Here is a 17,309-nt window from a genome sequence, read left to right as displayed (position 1 = left end):
AGCGGTCGGACCCCGCGAAACCGCAAGCGAACGGTCGGTGCGAGAAGGTCGCCTCAAACGCTTAGAGCCTCTCAGCCCCAGCCGAAGACGTTGTGCTCGAAGATGTCCAGGTAGATCACCGTGAGCATCAGCAGCACGATCATCCCCAGCCCGACGTAGGCGGCGCCGATCACCAGGCCCTCGCTGGGCTTCTTGCGGGTGACGGCTTCCCAGAGCAGCCAGACCATGTGGCCGCCGTCCAGCACGGGGATCGGCAGGAAGTTCAGCACCGCGAGGTTCACGCTGAGGAACCCGAGGAACGCCAGAAAGTCCGCCGGGCCGTTGTCGGCGATCCGCATGCCCTCGGAGATGATCCCCGGCGGGCCGCGGAGGTTCTTGATGCTCAGTCGGCCGGTCAGCAGGCTGCCGAGCGTGAGGTACATCTGCTCCACGACGGTGCGGGTTTCGCGGAGGCCGTCGCGGAGGGCGTCGGCGGCGGAGTCGCTCCGCCGTTCGATCTCCTCCGGCCGCAGCAGGAAGCCGCGGGTGGGGAAGTACCAGTCGTCCGCCGGGGCCGGCTCGAGCGTGACGGTCTTCGTCTGCCCGTTCCGCTTCACCGTGAGCGTTAGCCGGTCCTCCGGCAGCTCCTGGGCGAGGGTGAACATGTAGGCGAACGGGTTCCAGTCCTCAACCTTCTCGCTCTCGAACGGGATCTTGATCGGGGCCCGGGGCTCCTCGCCGGCCGCGGCGGGTTTGGGAGCGGTGAACGTCGCGGAGACGATCTTGTCGTTCACCTGCAGACCGGCCTTCTCCGCGGGGCCGCCGGGGGTCACTTCCGTGATTACCGGGTTGAGGTGCAGCGCCGCCCCGAGCGCCGGAATGTCCAGCGGTTCGGCGGCGCCGGAGGGGCGGGAGATCCAACCCGGGCGGGCGTCCGGGACGACGGTCAGTTTCTCGATGGACGGCCCGCCGCCCTCGCCGGTTCGAACGACCTCCACCGGGACCGGTTCGCCGGCCCGCTCGAAGAAGGCGTTGGGGAGCCGCAGCGGGTCGAGGTCCAGCCGCACGTCCCGCCCGTCGACCTTCGACAGCTCGTCGCCCACCCGCAGCCCGGCGGCCTCCGCGGGGGAACCGGCCCGGATCGCGGCGATCGGCTGCGGCGAGACCCGCAGCCCCAGACTGCGGACCGGCGTGGGCCCGACGACGACGGTGTAGGTCTCGCCGGTCGCGTCCGGGTCGTCCGCGTCCGGCCGGCGAAGCGTGAACTCGATCGGCCGGTCCGCCGCCGCCCCGACCACTTCGGCGTAGTCGATGAACGACCGCAGCGGCACGGCCTCCGTCTTGGCGGGTTCGGCGGCGTCTCCGTCGTCCGCTCCTTCATCGTCCGCTCCTTCATCGGCCGCTCCTTCATCGGCCGCTCCTTCATCGGCCGCTCCTTCATCGGCCGCTCCTTCATCGGCCGCTCCTTCGTCGCCCTCGGCGGGCTCTTCGGCGGGAAGGACACGGGCGGCGATGAGTTCGTCGCCCGGCCGCAGCCGGTCCGCGACCGCGGCGGCGGGGGAGCCGGCGTGAACGGCGGAGTCGTCCGTCGCCGACCGGGCCCCCAGCGTCAGCCCGAGGGCGTTCGACAGACCGGCGGTGCGGCGGGTGCCGGTGTCGTCCGGATCCAGGACCAGCTCGAACCGGTCGCCGTTCGCCCGGTAGCCCCGCACCGGCAGGTCGTCGCCCCAGGAGAGGGCGGTGGCGAGGGCCACGTCGTTGAAGGTGTTCACCTTCCGCCCGCCCACGTTCCGCAGGATGTCGCCCGGCTCCACCCCCGCGGTCCAGGCCGGCCCGCCGGTCGTCACCCGGCCGACGACCGCCGGCGGAGCCTTCATCCCCAGCCACAGGGCGACCGCGAAGAACAGCACCGCGGTGATCAGGTTCATCGTCACCCCGGCGCTGATGATCGCCATCCGCTGCCAGACCGGCTTGGCGCTGTAGCTGCGCGGGTCCTCGGCGATCTCGTCGCTGGTCAGCTGGGAGGGGTCGATGTCGTCCTGGCCGAGCATCTTGACGTACCCGCCCAGCGGGAACGCCGACAGGGCGTACTCCGTCTCCCCGCGGGTCTTGGAGAACAGCACCGGCCCGAAGCCGATGCTGAACCGCTCCACCCGCACGCCGCACCACTTGGCGACGGCGAAGTGGCCGAGTTCGTGGAAGAAAATGACCAGCCCCAGCCCCAGGGCGACCCACAGCAGGCTGAGGATTTTGCCGACCAGCCCGCCCAGCGAGAACGCGGCGAGCGGCGCGGCGACGCCGACCGGCGACGCGGCCGCGGCGAGCAAAAACAGGGTGTCCGTCACGATGAGTCCGGTCCGTGGGCGCCGCCGCGCCCACGGGTGCGTGGGGGGCGGGGCGGCAATCTGCGAGGGGGTCGGCGCCCACTCTACGCAAATCCGGGCCGACTTGTCCGCGGGAACCTGACGGGAGACCCCGCAGACCGCCCGCGAAGGTCCCGCAACAGCGAGAATCGCAGGCCGTCCGCGGCGAGAACGCCTGTTCCCGGGCCGTCCCGTCGCCGAGCCGCCGCCCGCCTCAGCGGGCGCCGGAGCGCCGCATTCCGCCGTCCGGCAGGCGCTCGAAGCCCTCCTGGGCGGCGAAGGGCGGCTTGTCGAAGGTCGAGCCGTCCCCGGTCACCCGCGGGTCGCCCTCGGTCTTCAGGTGTTCCATCAACCGGGCGGACAGCTCCGCCTTGGCCTCGGCGTGGTCGGGGTCGTCGGCGAGGTTGTTCACCTGATGCGGGTCCTCGGCGACGGCGTACAGCTCCTCGCCGGGGCGTTTCAGATAACCGAGGTCGAAGATCCGCTTCGTCATTTCGTCGTCGTCCCGGTGCAGGATGGTCCACGCCTTGGTGGGGCCGGCGTCGACGTCGGCGAAGGCGGCCCGGGTGTTGTTGTTGAGGGCCTGCTCGCCCGGCATCTCGCCCGGTTCGCCGTAGCCGGGGGCGGTGCCCTGCGGCCAGCGGTCCGGGGCGAAGTTGCGGATGTAGAGGTAGTCGTCGGTGCGGATCGCCCGCTGCGGGTAGGGCAGATAATCGGTGCGGGCGCTGGCGACGTGCCGCTCCCGGCCGAAGAACGCCGCGTCGCGGGCCTCGTCCACCCGGTTCTCCTCGTCGGTGATCAGGACCGGGGCGAGGCTGCGGGCGGTCATGCCCTCCGGCAGGGGAACGCCGGCGATGTCCAGGAAGGTCGGGGCGAGGTCCGGCAGGGTGACGAAGTCCGTCACGATCCGCCCGTTGGCGTCCAGCCCGGCGGAAATTCCCGGCCCGGCGATCGCCAGCGGCACGGCGACGCCGAAGTCGTACAGGTTCGTTTTCCCGCGGGGGAAGCCGGGGGCGCCGTGGTCCCCGCTGACGGCGATCACGGTGTTCTCCAGTTCGCCCCGGTCCTCCAATTCCTGGAGCAACACGCCGAGGGCGGCGTCGAAGGCCATCACCTCGCCGAGATAGTCCGCGAAGTCCTGCCGCACCTCGGGCACGTCCGGGAGGAAGGGCGGCATTTTGCCCTTCAGGCTGTCCGGTTCGATCCCCCAGATTTCCTTCCCGCTGCCCTTCGCCCAGGTGCGGTGCACGTTGGTGGGGCCGAACCAGTAGTGCCACGGCTTGCCGGACTCGTCGGCGTCCGTCAGAAACGCGGTGAAGTTGTCGAGGACCTCCTTGAGGAGCCGCCGGCCGGCGGCGTCGGGATCGTCAGCCTTGGAGACGATTTTGGAGAACCCGTTGAACTTCCCGCCGGCCTTCTCGTAGCCGGTCCGCTGGCCGCCGAAGGGGGCGTCGACGGGGTTGCCGGGACTCCAGACTTTATAGGTCTGCCCGATGAAGTAGCCGCCTTCCTCCAAGGCTTCGGGGTAGCTCTTGATGGAGCCGTCCCACTTCGCCCCGTTGAGGATCGCGCCCATCCCGGTGGTGTAGAACGGCCGGCCGGTCAGCAGGGAACTGCGGCAGGGCGTGCAACTGGGGGCGTTCACGTAGGCGTGGGTGAACAGCACGCCGGCGCCGGCGACGCGGTCGAAGTTCGGGGTGGAGAAGCCCGTCGCTTGGGAGAGGTCGTTGCGGGCGTCGCCGTCGAGCATCGCGTAGGCGCTGGCGTAGCGGCCCCAGTCGTCCGCGAAGGCGAACAGGATGTTCGGCCGGTCGGCAGACGGCCCTGCGTCCTCCGCGGGTTGCTCCTGCGCCGCCTCCCCGCCGGGCTGCGCGGCGCCGGCTTCGCTCTGGAGGTCTGCGGACGGCGGCTGCGGCGCCCCGACGGCGATCCCGCCGGGCACGAGGAGCGACAGGGCGAGGATAAGGCGGCGCACGGGGTTCTCTCCGAAGATCGAGGCGGCCCGATTGTGAGGTCTCCCCCGTCCCCGCCGCCACCGACCGCTTCGGCTCGCTCACTCCGCGGCGGAGGAGTCGGACCCGAGCGTCGCACGGTTCGCCCCGTTGCGGTCCGTGTCGAGGTGCGGCGGCGGGACTGGGACCCAGGGGGCCGTGGCCGCCGACGCAGTGTGCGGTTTACGGCCCCTTCGGGCGGATCGGGAGGTTGAGCGGCCAAGTGTGGGCGGAGTCGTCGGAAAACTTCCCGCAGCCGAGCCACGGAACGGATTGGGGCGGACGCTGCGGCCATCGTCACAGAGTGGCGCCCCGAACGGACGCCGCGGCGCCGGGGCGGCTGCACCTTCCGGTCAGCGTTCGTATGATCGCAGATCGATCCGAACCCCCGTCCCTCCCGAGAGAACGGCCCCCCGTGCGCGTCGGCCTGTTCATTCCCTGTTACGTCGACCAGTTCTACCCCCGCGTGGGGGCGGCCGCGGTGCGGGTGCTGCGGCGGTTCGGCGGGGCCGACCTGCAACTGGACTACCCGGAGGGGCAGGTCTGCTGCGGTCAGCCGATGGCCAACGCCGGCTTGCCGCACGAGTCGAAGCCGCTGGCGGAGAGCAACCTTAAGGCCCTCGCCGGGTACGACGCGATCGTCTGCCCCAGCGGGTCCTGCACCTCGATGATTCGCAACCACTACGCCCCCTTCCTGGAAGGGCGGACCGGTTACGACGAACTGCAATCCCGGACCTACGAGTTCTGCGAGTTCCTCACCGACGTGCTGAAGGTCGGCAGCCCGGCGGGGCGGTTCCCGTTCAAAATCGGCCTGCACAACGGCTGCCACGGCCTGCGGGAGTTGCGCCTGGGCAGCGGCAGCGAGCGGAACGTGGAGCCGTTCGACAAGGTGCGGTCGTTGCTGACGAACCTCGACGGCCTGACCTTCGCCGAACCGGAGCGCCCGGACGAGTGCTGCGGCTTCGGCGGGACCTTCGCGGTCGCCGAGGAGGCCGTCAGCGTGATGATGGGCAAAGACAAGATCGCCGATTACCGCAAAGCCGGCACCCAGGCGCTGGTCAGCCCGGACATGAGCTGCCTGATGCACCTCGAAGGCGTGCTCCGCCGCGGCGGCGACGAAACGACCCGCGTCCTGCACGTCGCCGAGGTGCTGGAGGAAGCCACGCGGGAGCCCGCCGCGGCGGCGGGGGCGGGGTGATGCCCAACCGGTTCGACGGCCTCACGGTCCGGGACGTGCTGAAGCTCAAAAAGGGCAGCGTGCGAACGGCTCCGCTCCCGCCCGGTTCGCCGGCGTGGGAGGCGATCCTCGACCTGACTTGGGAGGAAGTTTGCCGAGCCGCCGACGCCGGCGCCGACGGCTTCCGTACAATCCGAAAGTTATTGTCCGACAAACGATTCGACCGCTGACCCCCGCCGACCCGGGCGGCCCCTCATCGCCGGGACGAACACGCATGCAAACCGCGACCGACCTCCGCACGTTCCTCGCCGATCTCCGGCGGGCGAGAATCCACTTCCGGCTGCGCGACAGCCGCGAGGACGCCGTGGGCGTGGACGTCGTCGTTCCCGGCGAGCGCTGGGAGGTCGACTTCCTGGACGACGGGTCGGTCGAGGTGGAGGTGTTCCGCAGCGACGGGCGAATCGCCGACGAATCCGCCCTCGCAGACCTGATCGCCCGGCACGGCGACTGAACGTCGCCCCGTCCCGCCCAGCCGAACGAACGCCATGCCCAAAACCGCCGAACATCCTGACCGCGCCCGCGCCTTCGTCGCCGACGACGCCCGCGCCCACTGGCACGACGAATCCCTCTGGTTCGTCCGCCAGAAACGCGACCGGCAGGCCCACTCCGTGCCGGAGTGGGAACGGCTGCGGGACCTGGCGAACCAGATTAAGCGGCACGCGATCTCCCGTTGGACGGACTACCTGGAGGAGTTCGAAAAGAACGCGACCGCCCTCGGGGCGAAGGTGCACTGGGCCGCCGACGCGGAGGAGCACAACCGCATCGTGCTGGGCATCCTGCAGGACGCCGGGGTGAAGACGATCACCAAGTCAAAGTCGATGCTCACCGAGGAGGTGCACCTCAACCCGTACCTCATCAAACACGGGATCGAGGTGACGGACACGGACCTCGGCGAGCGGATCGTCCAACTCCGCGAGGAGACCCCCAGCCACATCGTGCTGCCGGCGATCCACCTCAAGCGGGAGGACGTGTCGGAGACGTTTCACGACAAGCTGGGCACTGAGTCCGGCAACGCGGATCCGTCCTACCTGACCGAAGCCGCCCGCCAGCACCTCCGCGAAAAGTTCCTCGGGGCGGAGGCCAGCATCACGGGGGTGAACTTCCTCGTCGCGGAGACCGGCGGGTTCGTCGTCTGCACCAACGAGGGCAACGCCGACCTCGGCACGAGCCTGCCGCGACTGCACATCGCCTGCACCGGCATCGAAAAACTGGTGCCCCGGGCCGCCGACCTGGCGATCTATCTGCGGCTGCTGGCCCGCAGCGCGACCGGCCAGCCGATCACCACTTACACGAGCCACTTCCACGGGCCCCGGCCCGGCGGGGAGCTGCACATCGTGCTGGTGGACAACGGCCGCAGCGACCTGGCGGACGACCCGCAGTTCCGTGAGGTGCTCAACTGCATCCGCTGCGGGGCCTGCATGAACACCTGCCCGGTCTACCGCCGCAGCGGCGGGCACAGCTACGCGGCGACCGTCCCGGGGCCGATCGGCAGCGTGCTGAACCCGCTGCACGCCCTGACCCCGCGGATCGTCCGCGAGTCGGAGCAGGGCGAGGGCGCCGAGCCCCGCGCGGGCGAGGCCGGCGACGCCCACGGCTCGCTGCCGTTCGCCTGCAGCCTGTGCGGGAGTTGCACGGACGTCTGCCCGGTGAAGATCCCGCTGCACCATCAATTGTTGGCCCTCCGCAAGACCGTCGGCGACCGCGGCTTGCTGCCGTGGGGCAAACGGGTCGGCATGAAGGCCGCCGGCAAACTGCTGAATTCCCCGAAGCTATTCGGGGTCGCCGGCAAGCTGGCCCGCAAGGCGCTGCCGGTGCTCCCGCGGGCGGCGGTCTATAACCGGCTCAACCCCTGGGGCCAGGGCCGCGACCTCCCCCCGGCCCCGCCGAAGAGCTTCCGTCAGATGTGGCGGGACGAATTAAAGCAGGAAGTTTCGTCTTCCAACGGCACGAAGTAGCCGCCCGCCCGGTCGCCGCCCGTCCTTCCCGCTCCCGTCGCCATGATCGCTCCCGCTGCTTCCCCCTCCGACGCCCGCGACGCCCTGTTCAAGAAGCTGCGCGGGCGGTTGCTCGAAGCGGTCGAACTGCCGGATCTCTCCGCGGAGACGTGGATCTCTTATGACGACCCGCTCGCCCAGTTCGAGGAGTCGTTGAAGACCGTCGGCGGCGTCTCGGTGCGAGTCGCGGACCGGGCTGCGGCGGACGCGCACCTCCGCCAGTCGGCAGTGTGGCGGGAGGCGAAACAGACCGTCTCCCTGGTGGAGAACGTGGGCGAGACGACCGAGGGGCTCGGTCAGGTGCCGGACGTGCACGAGCTCGCCGGGGTGGACGTGGCGGTGTTCGGCGGGCTGTTCGGCGTCGCGGAGAACGCCGCGGTCTGGCTGGATTTCTCCCACTCCGACCACCGCGGGCTCTGCGTGCTGGCCCAGCACCTCGTATTGGTCCTGCCGGCCAGCGAGATCGAACACACGATGCACGGCGCCTACGCCCGGCTGGCGGACGCCGACGGCTCCCACCGGCAGAAGTTCGGCCGCGGGGGCTTCGGCATGTTCGTCTCCGGCCCCAGCAAAACGGCCGACATCGAGCAGTCCCTCGTCATCGGCGCCCACGGGGCCCGCTCGCTGACCTGCTACCTGTTGGAGGACTGAGCGACGGGGATCACGACCCCCGGCCGGACCGGGCGTCGTTGTCGTCCCGGCCGTCGCCGTCGGCCTCTTCGTTGGAGGAGTCGCCGCCGGACTGCTCGTCGTCCTTCTGGTTGCCCACCAACCCGGTGTGCACGCCGCTGTCGTCCTCGTCGACCGTGGCCCGGGCCCACTCCTGCACCAGGTCGGCCACCGCGGAGGCCAGAATGCCCAGCACGAGGTAGCCGACGAACGTCTCCAGGCAGGCCATGAACCGCAGCACGCCCCGCGGCTGCAGATCGCCGTAGCCCAGCGTGGTGAAGGTGACGACGGAAAAATAGAGGGCGTCGCCGAAGGTGGTGACCTTCGTCTCCGGCGTCGTCGTGCTGTTGGCGATATAGCTGGCGGAGTCGGTCTCCGCGCTCGTGCCGTAGATCTTATAAATCGTGGCGAAGGCCGCCAGCAGCAGGGCGAGGTTCGCCGCGGCCATCGCCGCCTCAGCCCAAAACCGCCCCCGGCCGGCGTACAGGTTCCGCAGTCGGGAGAGGAGCAGATAAAGGAACGTCCCGCTGAACAGCAGCCCGAGGCCGCAGGTGGCGGCGTCCCGCGGGATGCCCTGCGGGATGATCGAGATCAGCCCCATCCACGCCCCGCCGAAGAGAAAAAAACTGGCGAACAGGCCGAACGCCGAGGCGAATTTATACACGGGGGCGGGGCGGACGGAGGGAGGAACGAAAGGTCCGGAGGCGGGAGGGACGCGGGACCCGGTGCGGCCGGCGCCGGGAGCCGGGGGGCGTCGGCGGACCGGGGGGTAGGGTGTCGGCGGGGTGCGGCCGAACGACACGGGGGAGGCGCCCGCCTCGCTCCGGGGGATCGCCGGGCGGCGAATCGCCGCGGCGGGGGGCGTGGGGAGGATTCGCTGACAAGTCGCGCGGTTTGGGCTAGGCTTGCCGGTCCCGCCGCCCGTCGCGGTCGGGGGCCGCTCCCCCCGCCTGCCGAGACCGACCGCCCGATGCGCCTCCTCCTCATCAGCAGCGAGGCCGTTCCGTACAGCAAAACCGGCGGATTGGCGGACGTCTCGACCGCGTTGGCGAAGGCGCTGGCCGCGGCGGGGCACGACGTCTCCCTCGTCCTGCCGCACCACGTGCAGGTTCAGACGAAGAACCGCCGGCCGCCCCGCAGTCTGGACGGCCCGAGGATCTCCGTGCGGCTGGGCGATCGCACGGTGAAGGCCGGCAGCGGGTGGGACGTGCTGCCCGCCCCCGGCCCGGGCGGGGAGGAGCGGGAGGTCCGCGTGCTGTTCGTCGACCAGCCCGACTACTTCGACCGCCCCGGTCTCTACGGCGACCCGGCCGGTGACTACGAGGACAACGCCGAGCGCTTCATCTTCTTCAGCCGGGCCGCCCTGGAACTGGCGAGGGTCCTCGCCCTGCGGCCGCACTGCGTGCACGCCAACGACTGGCAGACCGGGCTGGTCCCCGCGATGCTCGCCGACGACTACCTCGGCACGCCCGGCTTCGAGCAGACCGGCAGCGTCTTCACGATTCACAACCTCGCCTTCCAGGGCAGCTTCCCCCACTGGGACATGCGGCGGACCGGTTTGAGCTGGGACCGGTTCCACTTCTCGCAGCTGGAGCACCATGGCCGGCTCAACCTGCTGAAGGCCGGCATCGCCGCGGCGGACAAGGTCACGACCGTCTCCCCGACCTATGCGAACGAGATCCGCACCGAGGCCTTGGGCTACGGCCTGGAGGGGGCGCTGATCAACCGCGGGGCCGACCTGTCCGGCGTGCTCAACGGCGTGGACCCGGCGGAGTGGAGCCCGGCGGTCGACCCGCACATCGCCGAGAACTACACCGCCGCCACCGTCGCGGAGGGTAAAGCCGCCTGTAAAGAGGCGTTGCGGAACGAACTGAAACTGGAGGCCCCCGAGGCCGGCGCCCCGGAGAAGCCGCTGTTCGGGATGATCTCCCGCATGACCGATCAGAAGGGCTTCGACCTGATCGCCGGTTGCGCCGAGGACCTCATGGCGACCGGCGCCCAGTTCGCGTTCCTCGGCACCGGCGACCCCCGCTACGAGGGCTTCGTGCGACACCTGTCGAACCAGTACCCGGGGCAGGTGGCGGGGTATATCGGGTTCGACAACGGTCTGGCTCACCGCATCGAGGCCGGCTGCGACGCCTATCTGATGCCCAGCCTCTACGAACCCTGCGGGCTGAACCAGATGTATTCGCTGGCCTACGGCACGGTGCCCGTGGTGCACGCCGTCGGCGGGCTGGCCGACACCGTCGTGGACGCCTCGCCGGAGAACCTGGAGAAGGGCACGGCCAACGGCTTCGTCTTCGACCGACCCGTGCCCCAGGCCCTCGCGGAGACCGTCCGCCGGGCGGTCGATTGCTTCGGCGAGGCGCCGGAGGACTGGGCGAAACTGGTCCAAACCGGGATGGCCGCCGACCACTCCTGGGACGCCTCCGCCGCCGAATACGTCCAGCTGTATCGGGCCGCCGCCGCGCGTCACGCCGCCTGATCCGCCTCGACCCAATGCGTCTCCCCGCGGGCCCGTCCGCGGTTCGTCCGTCGTCCCCACGTCCCCGCCGCGTTTAGAACCCCTCCCCGATGACGGCTCCCGCGCACTTGGCGTTCGTCTGGCATCAACACCAGCCGTATTATCCGGACGACGTGGCGCGGGAGAACCCGATGCCCTGGGTGCGGTTGCACTGCACCAAGGACTATCTGGGGATGGCCCTGCACATTAAAGAGGTGCCGGAGTTCCGCTGCGCGATCAACCTCGTGCCGAGCCTGCTGGTTCAAATCAACCAGTACGTGGAGGGCCGCAGCGACCGCCATCTGGACGTCTCGAAGATGCCGGCCGACGGGCTGGGCGCCGGCGACGCGACGTACCTGATGGACAACTTCTTCATGGCGAACGCGGAGACGATGGTGCGTCCCCACGCTCGCTACCGGGAGTTGCACGAACTCCGCGGATTCGGCAACAGCAGCGCCGAGGACGCCGCCCGCCGCTTCACCGAGCGGGACGTGCGGGACCTCCAGATCTGGAGCAACCTCACCTGGGTGCACGAACTCGTCTTCGAACGGGACGACGACCTGCGGGAGTTCCGCGAGAAGGGCCGCCACTGGACGGAGTCCGAGAAGGAGTGGTTCTTCAAACGGCAGCGGGAGCTGGTGGCGGAGGTGATCCCGCTGCACAAGGAGCTGTCCGACGGCGGGCAGGTGGACCTCACCACCACGCCGATGTACCACCCGATTCTGCCGCTGTTGTGGAACAAGGAAAGCGCCCACGAAGCGATGCCCGGCTGCCCGCTGCCGCAATATACGGAGCGGTACGAGGAGGACGCCCGGGAGCAGATCCGCCGCGGCGTGGAGTACCACAAGGAGCAGTTCGGCTCCCCGCCGGCCGGCATGTGGCCCAGCGAGGGCAGCGTGTCGCAGGCGATCCTGGCGGACATCGCGGCCGTCGGCGTGCCCTGGATCGCCACGGACGAGGAGATCCTCGCCCACAGCACCAACGGGCTGGTCAGCCGCGACGGCCGGGGGCACCTCAAAAACCCGGACAAGCTGTTCCGGCCGTGGGATTTGAACGCCACGCTGCCGAACGGCGAGCCGCTGCGGGCCGTGTTCCGCGATCACGCCATGAGCGACGGCGTGGGCTTTAATTATCAGCGGATGGACCCCCACGCCGCCGCTCACGACCTGCTGGGCAAGGTGGACGGCATCCGCCGGGCGTGCGAGGACGCCAACGGCGGCCGGCCCTGTCTGGTGCCGGTGGTCCTCGACGGCGAGAACTGCTGGGAATACTACCCGGACGGCGGCGTCGGCTTCCTGCGGACGCTCTACCGGGAGTGCGTCTCCCACCCGACGATCCAACCGGTGCGGGTCTCCGACCACATCAAGGAGCACCCGCCGACCGACCGCGTCGACCGTCTGTTCGCCGGGTCGTGGATTAACCACGACTTCTATATCTGGATCGGCCATAAGGAGGACCGCGACGGCTGGGACCGCCTGCACGAGACCCGGGAGTATCTCAAGGCCGAGGAGGCGAACGGCGCCGATCCCGAGGCCGTCAAAAAGGCCTGGGAGGAGCTGTATATCGCCGAGGGGTCCGACTGGTTCTGGTGGTACGGCGACGACCGCAGCAGCGGGCAGGACGACCTGTTCGACGACCTGTTCCGCCGGCACCTGCGGAACGTCTATAAATTGCTCGGCGGCGATCCGCCGGCGAACCTCGACGTGCCGATCACCAATGCGGAGCCCAAGCAGACCCACACGCTGCCCACCGGCTTCGTCAGCGCCACCCCCACCGGCCGGCCCACCTACTTTGAGTGGGTCAGCGCGGGGACGTACGCCCCCGGCAACGACCGCGGCACGATGGCGATCGTCACCGAGGGGCTGATCAGGGAGGTTCAGTTCGGCTTCGACCTGACGCCCCTCACGCTGGAGGACGGCGACGGCCTGTTCTGCCTGCGGGTCGACACCAACGACCGCGCCGCCGACGACCTCGCCGGGCTGGACGCCCTGCGGGTGCGGTTCCAGGACCCCGAGGGGGTGGAGATCCGCGTGACGGACCTCGCCGACGACGTGCCCGTGGTCAAAGTGATCCGCGGGGGGAAGACGTCGAAGCACGCCGAACCCCGGGTCGGTCTGGACCGGATTCTCGAACTGGTCGTTCCGCTGTCGGACCTCGGCGTGGAGCCGGGCGACCCGGTGCATTTCGCGGTGGAGGCGGTCCGCGGCGAGGCCAGCGAGGACCGCGCCCCCCGCGAGGGCAGCATCCGGCTGGAGTGCCCCACCGCCGACTTCGAACGCGAACGCTGGCAGGCGTGAGGAGATGTGGGATGTCGGAAGGCGGATTTGGGATGTGACGGCTCGCCGCCCCATCCCTCCGACCGCCGACGTTCCCCTTCACATCCCACTTCCGAAATCCCACATCCCAAATCGCAATGAGTGATCTTCGTAAGGACCCCGTCACCGGCCGGTGGGTGATTATCGCCCCGGACCGGGCCAAACGGCCGGTGCACCACGAACCGGTGTTCCGCCTCGCCGCCGACCGCCTCGACCCCTTCGCCGAGGGGAACGAGGGCTTCACGCCGCCGGAGATCCTGGCGTTCCGTTCCTCCGACAGCGCCCCCAACGGCCCCGGCTGGCGGGTGCGGGTCGTGCCGAACAAGTTTCCCGCGCTGCGGACCGACGAGGAGCTCAAAAAACGCGGCGTCGGGATGTACGACACCATGACCGGCGTCGGCGCCCACGAGGTCGTCATTGAGTGTCCGCACTACGAGGAAAGCCTCGCCCGGCTGCCGGCGGACAACGTCCGCGAGGTGCTGGTCGCTTATAAAGAACGCCTGCTGGACCTCAAACGGGACGTGCGACTGGTGCACGCCCTGATCTTTAAGAACAAAGGGGCCCTGGCCGGCGCCAGCCTGGAGCACGCCCACAGCCAACTGATCGTCACCAGCGTGGTGCCGATCAGCGTGTGGGAGGAGATGACCGGCGCCCTGGAGTTCTATAACTACCGCGGCCGGTGCGTGTACCAGGACATGCTCGATCAGGAGTTGGAATCGCGGGAGCGGGTCGTGCTGGAGACCGCGGACTACGCCGCCGTCTGCCCGTTCGCCTCCCGGTTCCCCTTCGAAACCTGGATCATCCCCAAGCACCACGCCAGCCACTACGAGACGAGTTCCGACGCTCAGATCGCGGCCCTCGCCCGGGTCTTGAAGACGACGCTGGCGAAGCTCGAACTGGCCCTCGACGACCCGCCGTATAACTACGTGCTGCACACGGCCCCCTTCGACACCCCCGAGCTGCCGCACTATCGCTGGCACCTGGAGGTATTCCCCCGGCTGACGCGGGTCGCCGGGTTCGAGTGGGGCAGCGGGTTCTACATCAACCCGGTCCCGCCCGAGGAAGCCGCGGAGTTCCTCCGCAGCGTGGACGTGCCGCAGAACTACGGCCGCGCCGCCGAGGACAAGCCCGCCGTCAAGGTGCGGAAGGCCGGCTGACCGCGGGCGCCGCGGCCTGAGTCGTCAAGTGGGAACGCGTCGACCCCGCCGTCCGTGGGACGGCGGGGTCGATCGTCATTGGCCGGCGGTGCGTTCGTGAAGAATGGGCCGGTCCCTCAGTGGTGACCGTGGTGGCCATGGTGACCGCCGAAGCCGCCGTGACCGCCGAAGTGGCCGGGGCCGTAGTAGTCCCAGTGACCGGACTGGTGCCACACCGGGCGGCCGTTGATGACGTCCAGGTGCGAGGTGTCGTGGTACACGCTGGTCCCGCCGAATCCGCTGCCGTAGTACCCGTGGTGGCCGAAGTGGCTGCCGCGGTAGTAGCCGCGGTTGAAGTTGCGGTAGCCGCCGTAATACCCGCCGTAGTAACCGCCGTACGCGGGACGACCGATCTGGATGGAGAGGCCGCCGGCCTCGGCCGTGTCGGCGGTTCCGCCGAAGGCGCAAACCCCGGCCAGCATGGCGACGGCGGCGGTGGGCTTGAGGATGTTCATCGGGGTAGTCCTGTACGAACTCTGAGAGGGAAGAAGGGGATCCGAGGGGCGATTGCGGGATCGGCGACTCGACCCTCGGGCGTCGCCGTCGCGTGTCAGATTTGCATTCGCCGTGCCGAAAACGGCTTGACTCTTCGTAACCGTAGAAACGCCGGCTCGTTCACGCCGGGGCGGGAGCGGACGGCCCGGCGAACCGTCTCGCCCCCGCAACGTGCGCCCTCAATTTGAGGACGCTTTTCGGAATCCTCGTCAATGGCCGCGACGCCGGCGGGGCGCCGGTTGAGTGATCGCGGGGCAACCGACGTCGTGGTGGGAGGCCCGTTCGTCTCGAACCGCCGCCGGTTCCTCGCCCCGGCGTCGGCCCCCCGGCGTCTCGCCCCTCGCGGCAGGCGTGCGGGACGTGCCGGTCTTCTGCGACAGCCCTGCCGCCCAGGCGGCGACGATCTACGACGCCTTCCCGCAGCCCCTCGACCCCGCCGCGGCCGCCGCCCGCAGAGGCCGCGGGGGGGCATTATTTTATCGCCCCGGCTTCTACGAGGCCCGAGACGACGACACGCTGCCGACTCACGGCAAGGGGCCGGCGATCTCCCGGTCCACCAGCGGCGTGCTGGACCACGCCGCCGCCCTGAAGCGCCTCTCCCGCATGGCGGAGGACCCGAAGAACGCCGTGTTCCTCGTCAGTTATCAGCCTCCCGGCTCCGTCGGCCGCCGCGTCGAATCCGGCGCGAGCCCCGTGCGGCTGCCGATCGAAGAACGCTTTGGGGCGACGAACTCCGCCGTGCGGGAATTGAAGTTGGAGGTGGACACGCTGTCCGGCTTCTCCAGCCATATGAAGGGGCAGCAGATCCTGAACTGGTTGGGCGGGTTCGAGTCCGTCGGGCCGGCGTACGTCGTGCACGGCGACCCGGACCCGGGGGGAGGAGATGGCCGCGGCCGATGCGGAGGCCCCCACTCCGGTGGCCGCCGGCGCTCTGAAGGCGCTGCCCGGCCGCGTCGGCGAAGTGACGGCGGGGCGGAGCCGCGGCACGGCGACGTTCGTGCCGGGGTGCGGGACCGTCGTGGCGCTGAACTTCGCCGAGAATTCTCGCGGGGCGCTGACCGCCCTGATCTTCAACGACCACTTCGCCGAGTGGCCCAGCGGCCCCGCCGCGATCGAACGTGCGGCCGTCGGCAAGACGCTGCTCGTGCAGGGCTTGGTGACGGAATACCGCGGCGCCCCGTAAATCAAAATTGCTCACCCGGGGCAGGCGCTGGTTGTGGAACAACGCCGCATCTGCGGGCGTCCGAGGCTTCGCCCGCTCAGCGGGGCTCGGTCGCCAGGCGGAGGGCGGCGGCGAGGAGGATCTTCGTGCCGATCGCCAGGCAGCGTTCGTCGATTTCGAACTTCGGGTTGTGCAGCGGGTAGTCCGGGCCGTCGAGCGGGGCGCAGCCGAGGCGGAACATCGCCCCGGGGACGTACTTCAAGTACCCGCTGAAGTCCTCCCCGCCGAGGCTCGGGCGGGTCAGGCGGGTGATCGACTCCGGCCCCAGCAGGTCCGCGGCGGCGTCGGCGAGGGCCTCGGTGCAATGCGAGTCGTTCATCACGCCGGCCAGGGCGCCGACGAACTTCGGTTCGATGCTGACCGCTCGGGCGGCGCCCACGCCGGCGCAGGCCTCGGTGACGGTGCGGAGGATCGTGTCCCGCACGGCGAGGTCGAACGTCCGCAGGGTGCCGCGGAGTTCGGCGCTGTCCGGGATCACGTTGGGGGCGCCGCCGGCGTGCAGCATGCCGAAGGTGACGACCGCCGCCGACTGGGCGTCGTAGCGGCGGGGGACGAGGCTGTAGAGCGTGTTCACCAGCGAACACGCCGCCGCCAGCGGGTCGCGGCTCTCGTGCGGCCGGGCGGCGTGGCCGCCGCGGCCCTTCACCTCGATGCGGAGTTCGTCGCAGAAAGCGGTCAGCGGGCCGTCCTTCACCCCCACCTCGCCGGCGGGGAAGTGCGGGTCGACGTGGGCGGCCAGGGCGTGCGAGACGCCGGTCGTCGCCCCCCGCTTGCACAGCCAGCGGGCTCCCTTGCCGTTCTCCTCGGCCGGCTGGAACAGGAACCGCAGACCGACCGGCGGGCCGTTCCAGTTCGGGGCGACCTCCGCCGCGGCGAGGGCCGCGAACAGGGCGAGACTGGTGTGGGCGTCGTGCCCGCAGGCGTGCATCAGCCCGGGGCGGTCGCTGGCGTAGGGGACGTCGGCTTCTTCGCAGATCTGCAGCGCGTCCATATCCCCGCGGATCGCCACCCGCAGCGCGTTGGGCGGGAGTTCGCCCAGGTCGACGTCGCAGATCGCCCCCGGCACGTCCTGAAAGGTGCGGGGGGAGAGGCCGGCCTCGGTGAGGGCGTCGGCGACGAACGCCGTGGTGCCCCACTCCTCGCCGCTGGGCTCCGGCGACTGGTGTAGATGGCGGCGGGCCTCGATCTGCCGCTCCGCGAGTTGGTCCACCTGCGCCCACAGCGCCGCGGCGGGGTGGGGGGCGTCCTGGGCGAGATCGGGGGCTTGCATGCGGGCAGTTTAGCAGGGGGCGAACCGAGAACCGCCCGCTGCGGCGCCGCCCGGCTCCTCCCGTCCCCTTTCCAG

Annotated in this window: 14 protein-coding genes and 1 pseudogene; 10 read left to right on the top strand and 5 right to left on the bottom strand. The window is 70.2% G+C overall.

The window, feature by feature from the left end; genetic code table 11:
• Positions 1-71: 71 nt before the first annotated feature.
• Together ACG2DA_RS08090 and ACG2DA_RS08085 are read right to left on the bottom strand one after the other, a co-directional pair.
• Positions 72-2,324: a site-2 protease family protein gene (locus ACG2DA_RS08090; RefSeq protein WP_395255048.1), complete on the bottom strand. Its 2,253-nt coding sequence runs from the start codon at positions 2,322-2,324 to the stop codon at positions 72-74.
• A 232-nt stretch (positions 2,325-2,556) separates the two neighbouring features.
• Positions 2,557-4,317 carry a sulfatase gene (locus ACG2DA_RS08085; RefSeq protein WP_395255047.1) on the bottom strand — a complete coding sequence of 587 codons (1,761 nt, stop codon included), beginning with the start codon at positions 4,315-4,317 and terminating at the stop codon, positions 2,557-2,559.
• 431 nt (positions 4,318-4,748) lie between these two features.
• Here ACG2DA_RS08085 and ACG2DA_RS08080 point away from each other — a divergent pair, with 431 nt between their 5' ends.
• The 5 genes from ACG2DA_RS08080 to ACG2DA_RS08060 are packed head-to-tail and all read left to right on the top strand — an operon-like array spanning position 4,749 to position 8,215.
• A complete protein-coding gene (locus tag ACG2DA_RS08080) occupies positions 4,749-5,531 on the top strand; it encodes a (Fe-S)-binding protein (protein WP_395255046.1) in 783 nt (260 codons plus the stop codon).
• Positions 5,531-5,740 carry a hypothetical protein gene (locus ACG2DA_RS08075; protein ID WP_395255045.1) on the top strand — a complete coding sequence of 70 codons (210 nt, stop codon included), beginning with the start codon at positions 5,531-5,533 and terminating at the stop codon, positions 5,738-5,740. The genes ACG2DA_RS08080 and ACG2DA_RS08075 overlap by 1 nt, the downstream gene beginning before the upstream one ends.
• Before the next feature lie 44 nt (positions 5,741-5,784).
• On the top strand, positions 5,785-6,021 hold the full coding sequence (locus ACG2DA_RS08070; protein ID WP_395255044.1) for a hypothetical protein: 237 nt from the start codon (positions 5,785-5,787) through the stop codon (positions 6,019-6,021).
• 34 nt (positions 6,022-6,055) lie between these two features.
• Positions 6,056-7,525 (top strand): lactate utilization protein B, encoded by a 1,470-nt coding sequence (locus ACG2DA_RS08065; RefSeq protein ID WP_395255042.1) that lies wholly within the window; start codon positions 6,056-6,058, stop codon positions 7,523-7,525.
• Between the two features lie 42 nt (positions 7,526-7,567).
• The gene (locus tag ACG2DA_RS08060) at positions 7,568-8,215 is read left to right on the top strand and encodes a lactate utilization protein C (protein ID WP_395255040.1); all 648 of its coding nucleotides are present in this window, start codon (positions 7,568-7,570) and stop codon (positions 8,213-8,215) included.
• Positions 8,216-8,225: 10 nt separating this feature from the next.
• Here the strand turns inward: ACG2DA_RS08060 and ACG2DA_RS08055 are convergent, their stop codons facing one another.
• On the bottom strand, positions 8,226-8,897 hold the full coding sequence (locus ACG2DA_RS08055) for a potassium channel family protein (protein ID WP_395255039.1): 672 nt from the start codon (positions 8,895-8,897) through the stop codon (positions 8,226-8,228).
• A gap of 306 nt (positions 8,898-9,203) precedes the next feature.
• Here ACG2DA_RS08055 and glgA point away from each other — a divergent pair, with 306 nt between their 5' ends.
• The 3 genes from glgA (at position 9,204) to galT (ending at position 14,208) form a co-directional block, all read left to right on the top strand.
• Positions 9,204-10,718: a glycogen synthase GlgA gene (glgA, locus tag ACG2DA_RS08050; RefSeq protein ID WP_395255038.1), complete on the top strand. Its 1,515-nt coding sequence runs from the start codon at positions 9,204-9,206 to the stop codon at positions 10,716-10,718.
• An 89-nt stretch (positions 10,719-10,807) separates the two neighbouring features.
• Positions 10,808-13,033: an alpha-amylase/alpha-mannosidase gene (locus ACG2DA_RS08045; protein ID WP_395255037.1), complete on the top strand. Its 2,226-nt coding sequence runs from the start codon at positions 10,808-10,810 to the stop codon at positions 13,031-13,033.
• 110 nt (positions 13,034-13,143) lie between these two features.
• Positions 13,144-14,208: a galactose-1-phosphate uridylyltransferase gene (gene galT, locus ACG2DA_RS08040; RefSeq protein ID WP_395255051.1), complete on the top strand. Its 1,065-nt coding sequence runs from the start codon at positions 13,144-13,146 to the stop codon at positions 14,206-14,208.
• A 116-nt stretch (positions 14,209-14,324) separates the two neighbouring features.
• Here galT and ACG2DA_RS08035 read toward each other — a convergent pair whose 3' ends face one another.
• The gene (locus ACG2DA_RS08035) at positions 14,325-14,702 is read right to left on the bottom strand and encodes a hypothetical protein (protein WP_395255036.1); all 378 of its coding nucleotides are present in this window, start codon (positions 14,700-14,702) and stop codon (positions 14,325-14,327) included.
• 283 nt (positions 14,703-14,985) lie between these two features.
• Here ACG2DA_RS08035 and ACG2DA_RS08030 point away from each other — a divergent pair.
• Both ACG2DA_RS08030 and ACG2DA_RS08025 read left to right on the top strand, forming a co-directional pair.
• A pseudogene (locus ACG2DA_RS08030) lies at positions 14,986-15,600 on the top strand (hypothetical protein); the annotation flags it as partial.
• Between the two features lie 25 nt (positions 15,601-15,625).
• Positions 15,626-15,925: a hypothetical protein gene (locus tag ACG2DA_RS08025; RefSeq protein ID WP_395255052.1), complete on the top strand. Its 300-nt coding sequence runs from the start codon at positions 15,626-15,628 to the stop codon at positions 15,923-15,925.
• A gap of 76 nt (positions 15,926-16,001) precedes the next feature.
• Here the strand turns inward: ACG2DA_RS08025 and ACG2DA_RS08020 are convergent, their stop codons facing one another.
• Positions 16,002-17,234, bottom strand: coding sequence for a M20 family metallopeptidase (locus ACG2DA_RS08020; protein ID WP_395255035.1), 1,233 nt, complete (start codon positions 17,232-17,234; stop codon positions 16,002-16,004).
• Positions 17,235-17,309: the final 75 nt, after the last annotated feature.

This window comes from Alienimonas sp. DA493, assembly GCF_043951915.1.
GTDB lineage: Bacteria > Planctomycetota > Planctomycetia > Planctomycetales > Planctomycetaceae > Alienimonas.
This window is presented reverse-complemented; position numbering and strand designations above follow the sequence as displayed.

Coding starts and splice junctions, on each gene's coding strand:
- ACG2DA_RS08020 (WP_395255035.1), bottom strand. CDS start 17,234: ATGCAAGCCCCCGATCTCGCCCAGGACGCCCCCCACCCCGCCGCGGCG.
- ACG2DA_RS08070 (WP_395255044.1), top strand. CDS start 5,785: ATGCAAACCGCGACCGACCTCCGCACGTTCCTCGCCGATCTCCGGCGG.
- ACG2DA_RS08045 (WP_395255037.1), top strand. CDS start 10,808: ATGACGGCTCCCGCGCACTTGGCGTTCGTCTGGCATCAACACCAGCCG.
- ACG2DA_RS08025 (WP_395255052.1), top strand. CDS start 15,626: ATGGCCGCGGCCGATGCGGAGGCCCCCACTCCGGTGGCCGCCGGCGCT.
- ACG2DA_RS08035 (WP_395255036.1), bottom strand. CDS start 14,702: ATGAACATCCTCAAGCCCACCGCCGCCGTCGCCATGCTGGCCGGGGTT.
- ACG2DA_RS08065 (WP_395255042.1), top strand. CDS start 6,056: ATGCCCAAAACCGCCGAACATCCTGACCGCGCCCGCGCCTTCGTCGCC.
- ACG2DA_RS08060 (WP_395255040.1), top strand. CDS start 7,568: ATGATCGCTCCCGCTGCTTCCCCCTCCGACGCCCGCGACGCCCTGTTC.
- glgA (WP_395255038.1), top strand. CDS start 9,204: ATGCGCCTCCTCCTCATCAGCAGCGAGGCCGTTCCGTACAGCAAAACC.
- ACG2DA_RS08075 (WP_395255045.1), top strand. CDS start 5,531: ATGCCCAACCGGTTCGACGGCCTCACGGTCCGGGACGTGCTGAAGCTC.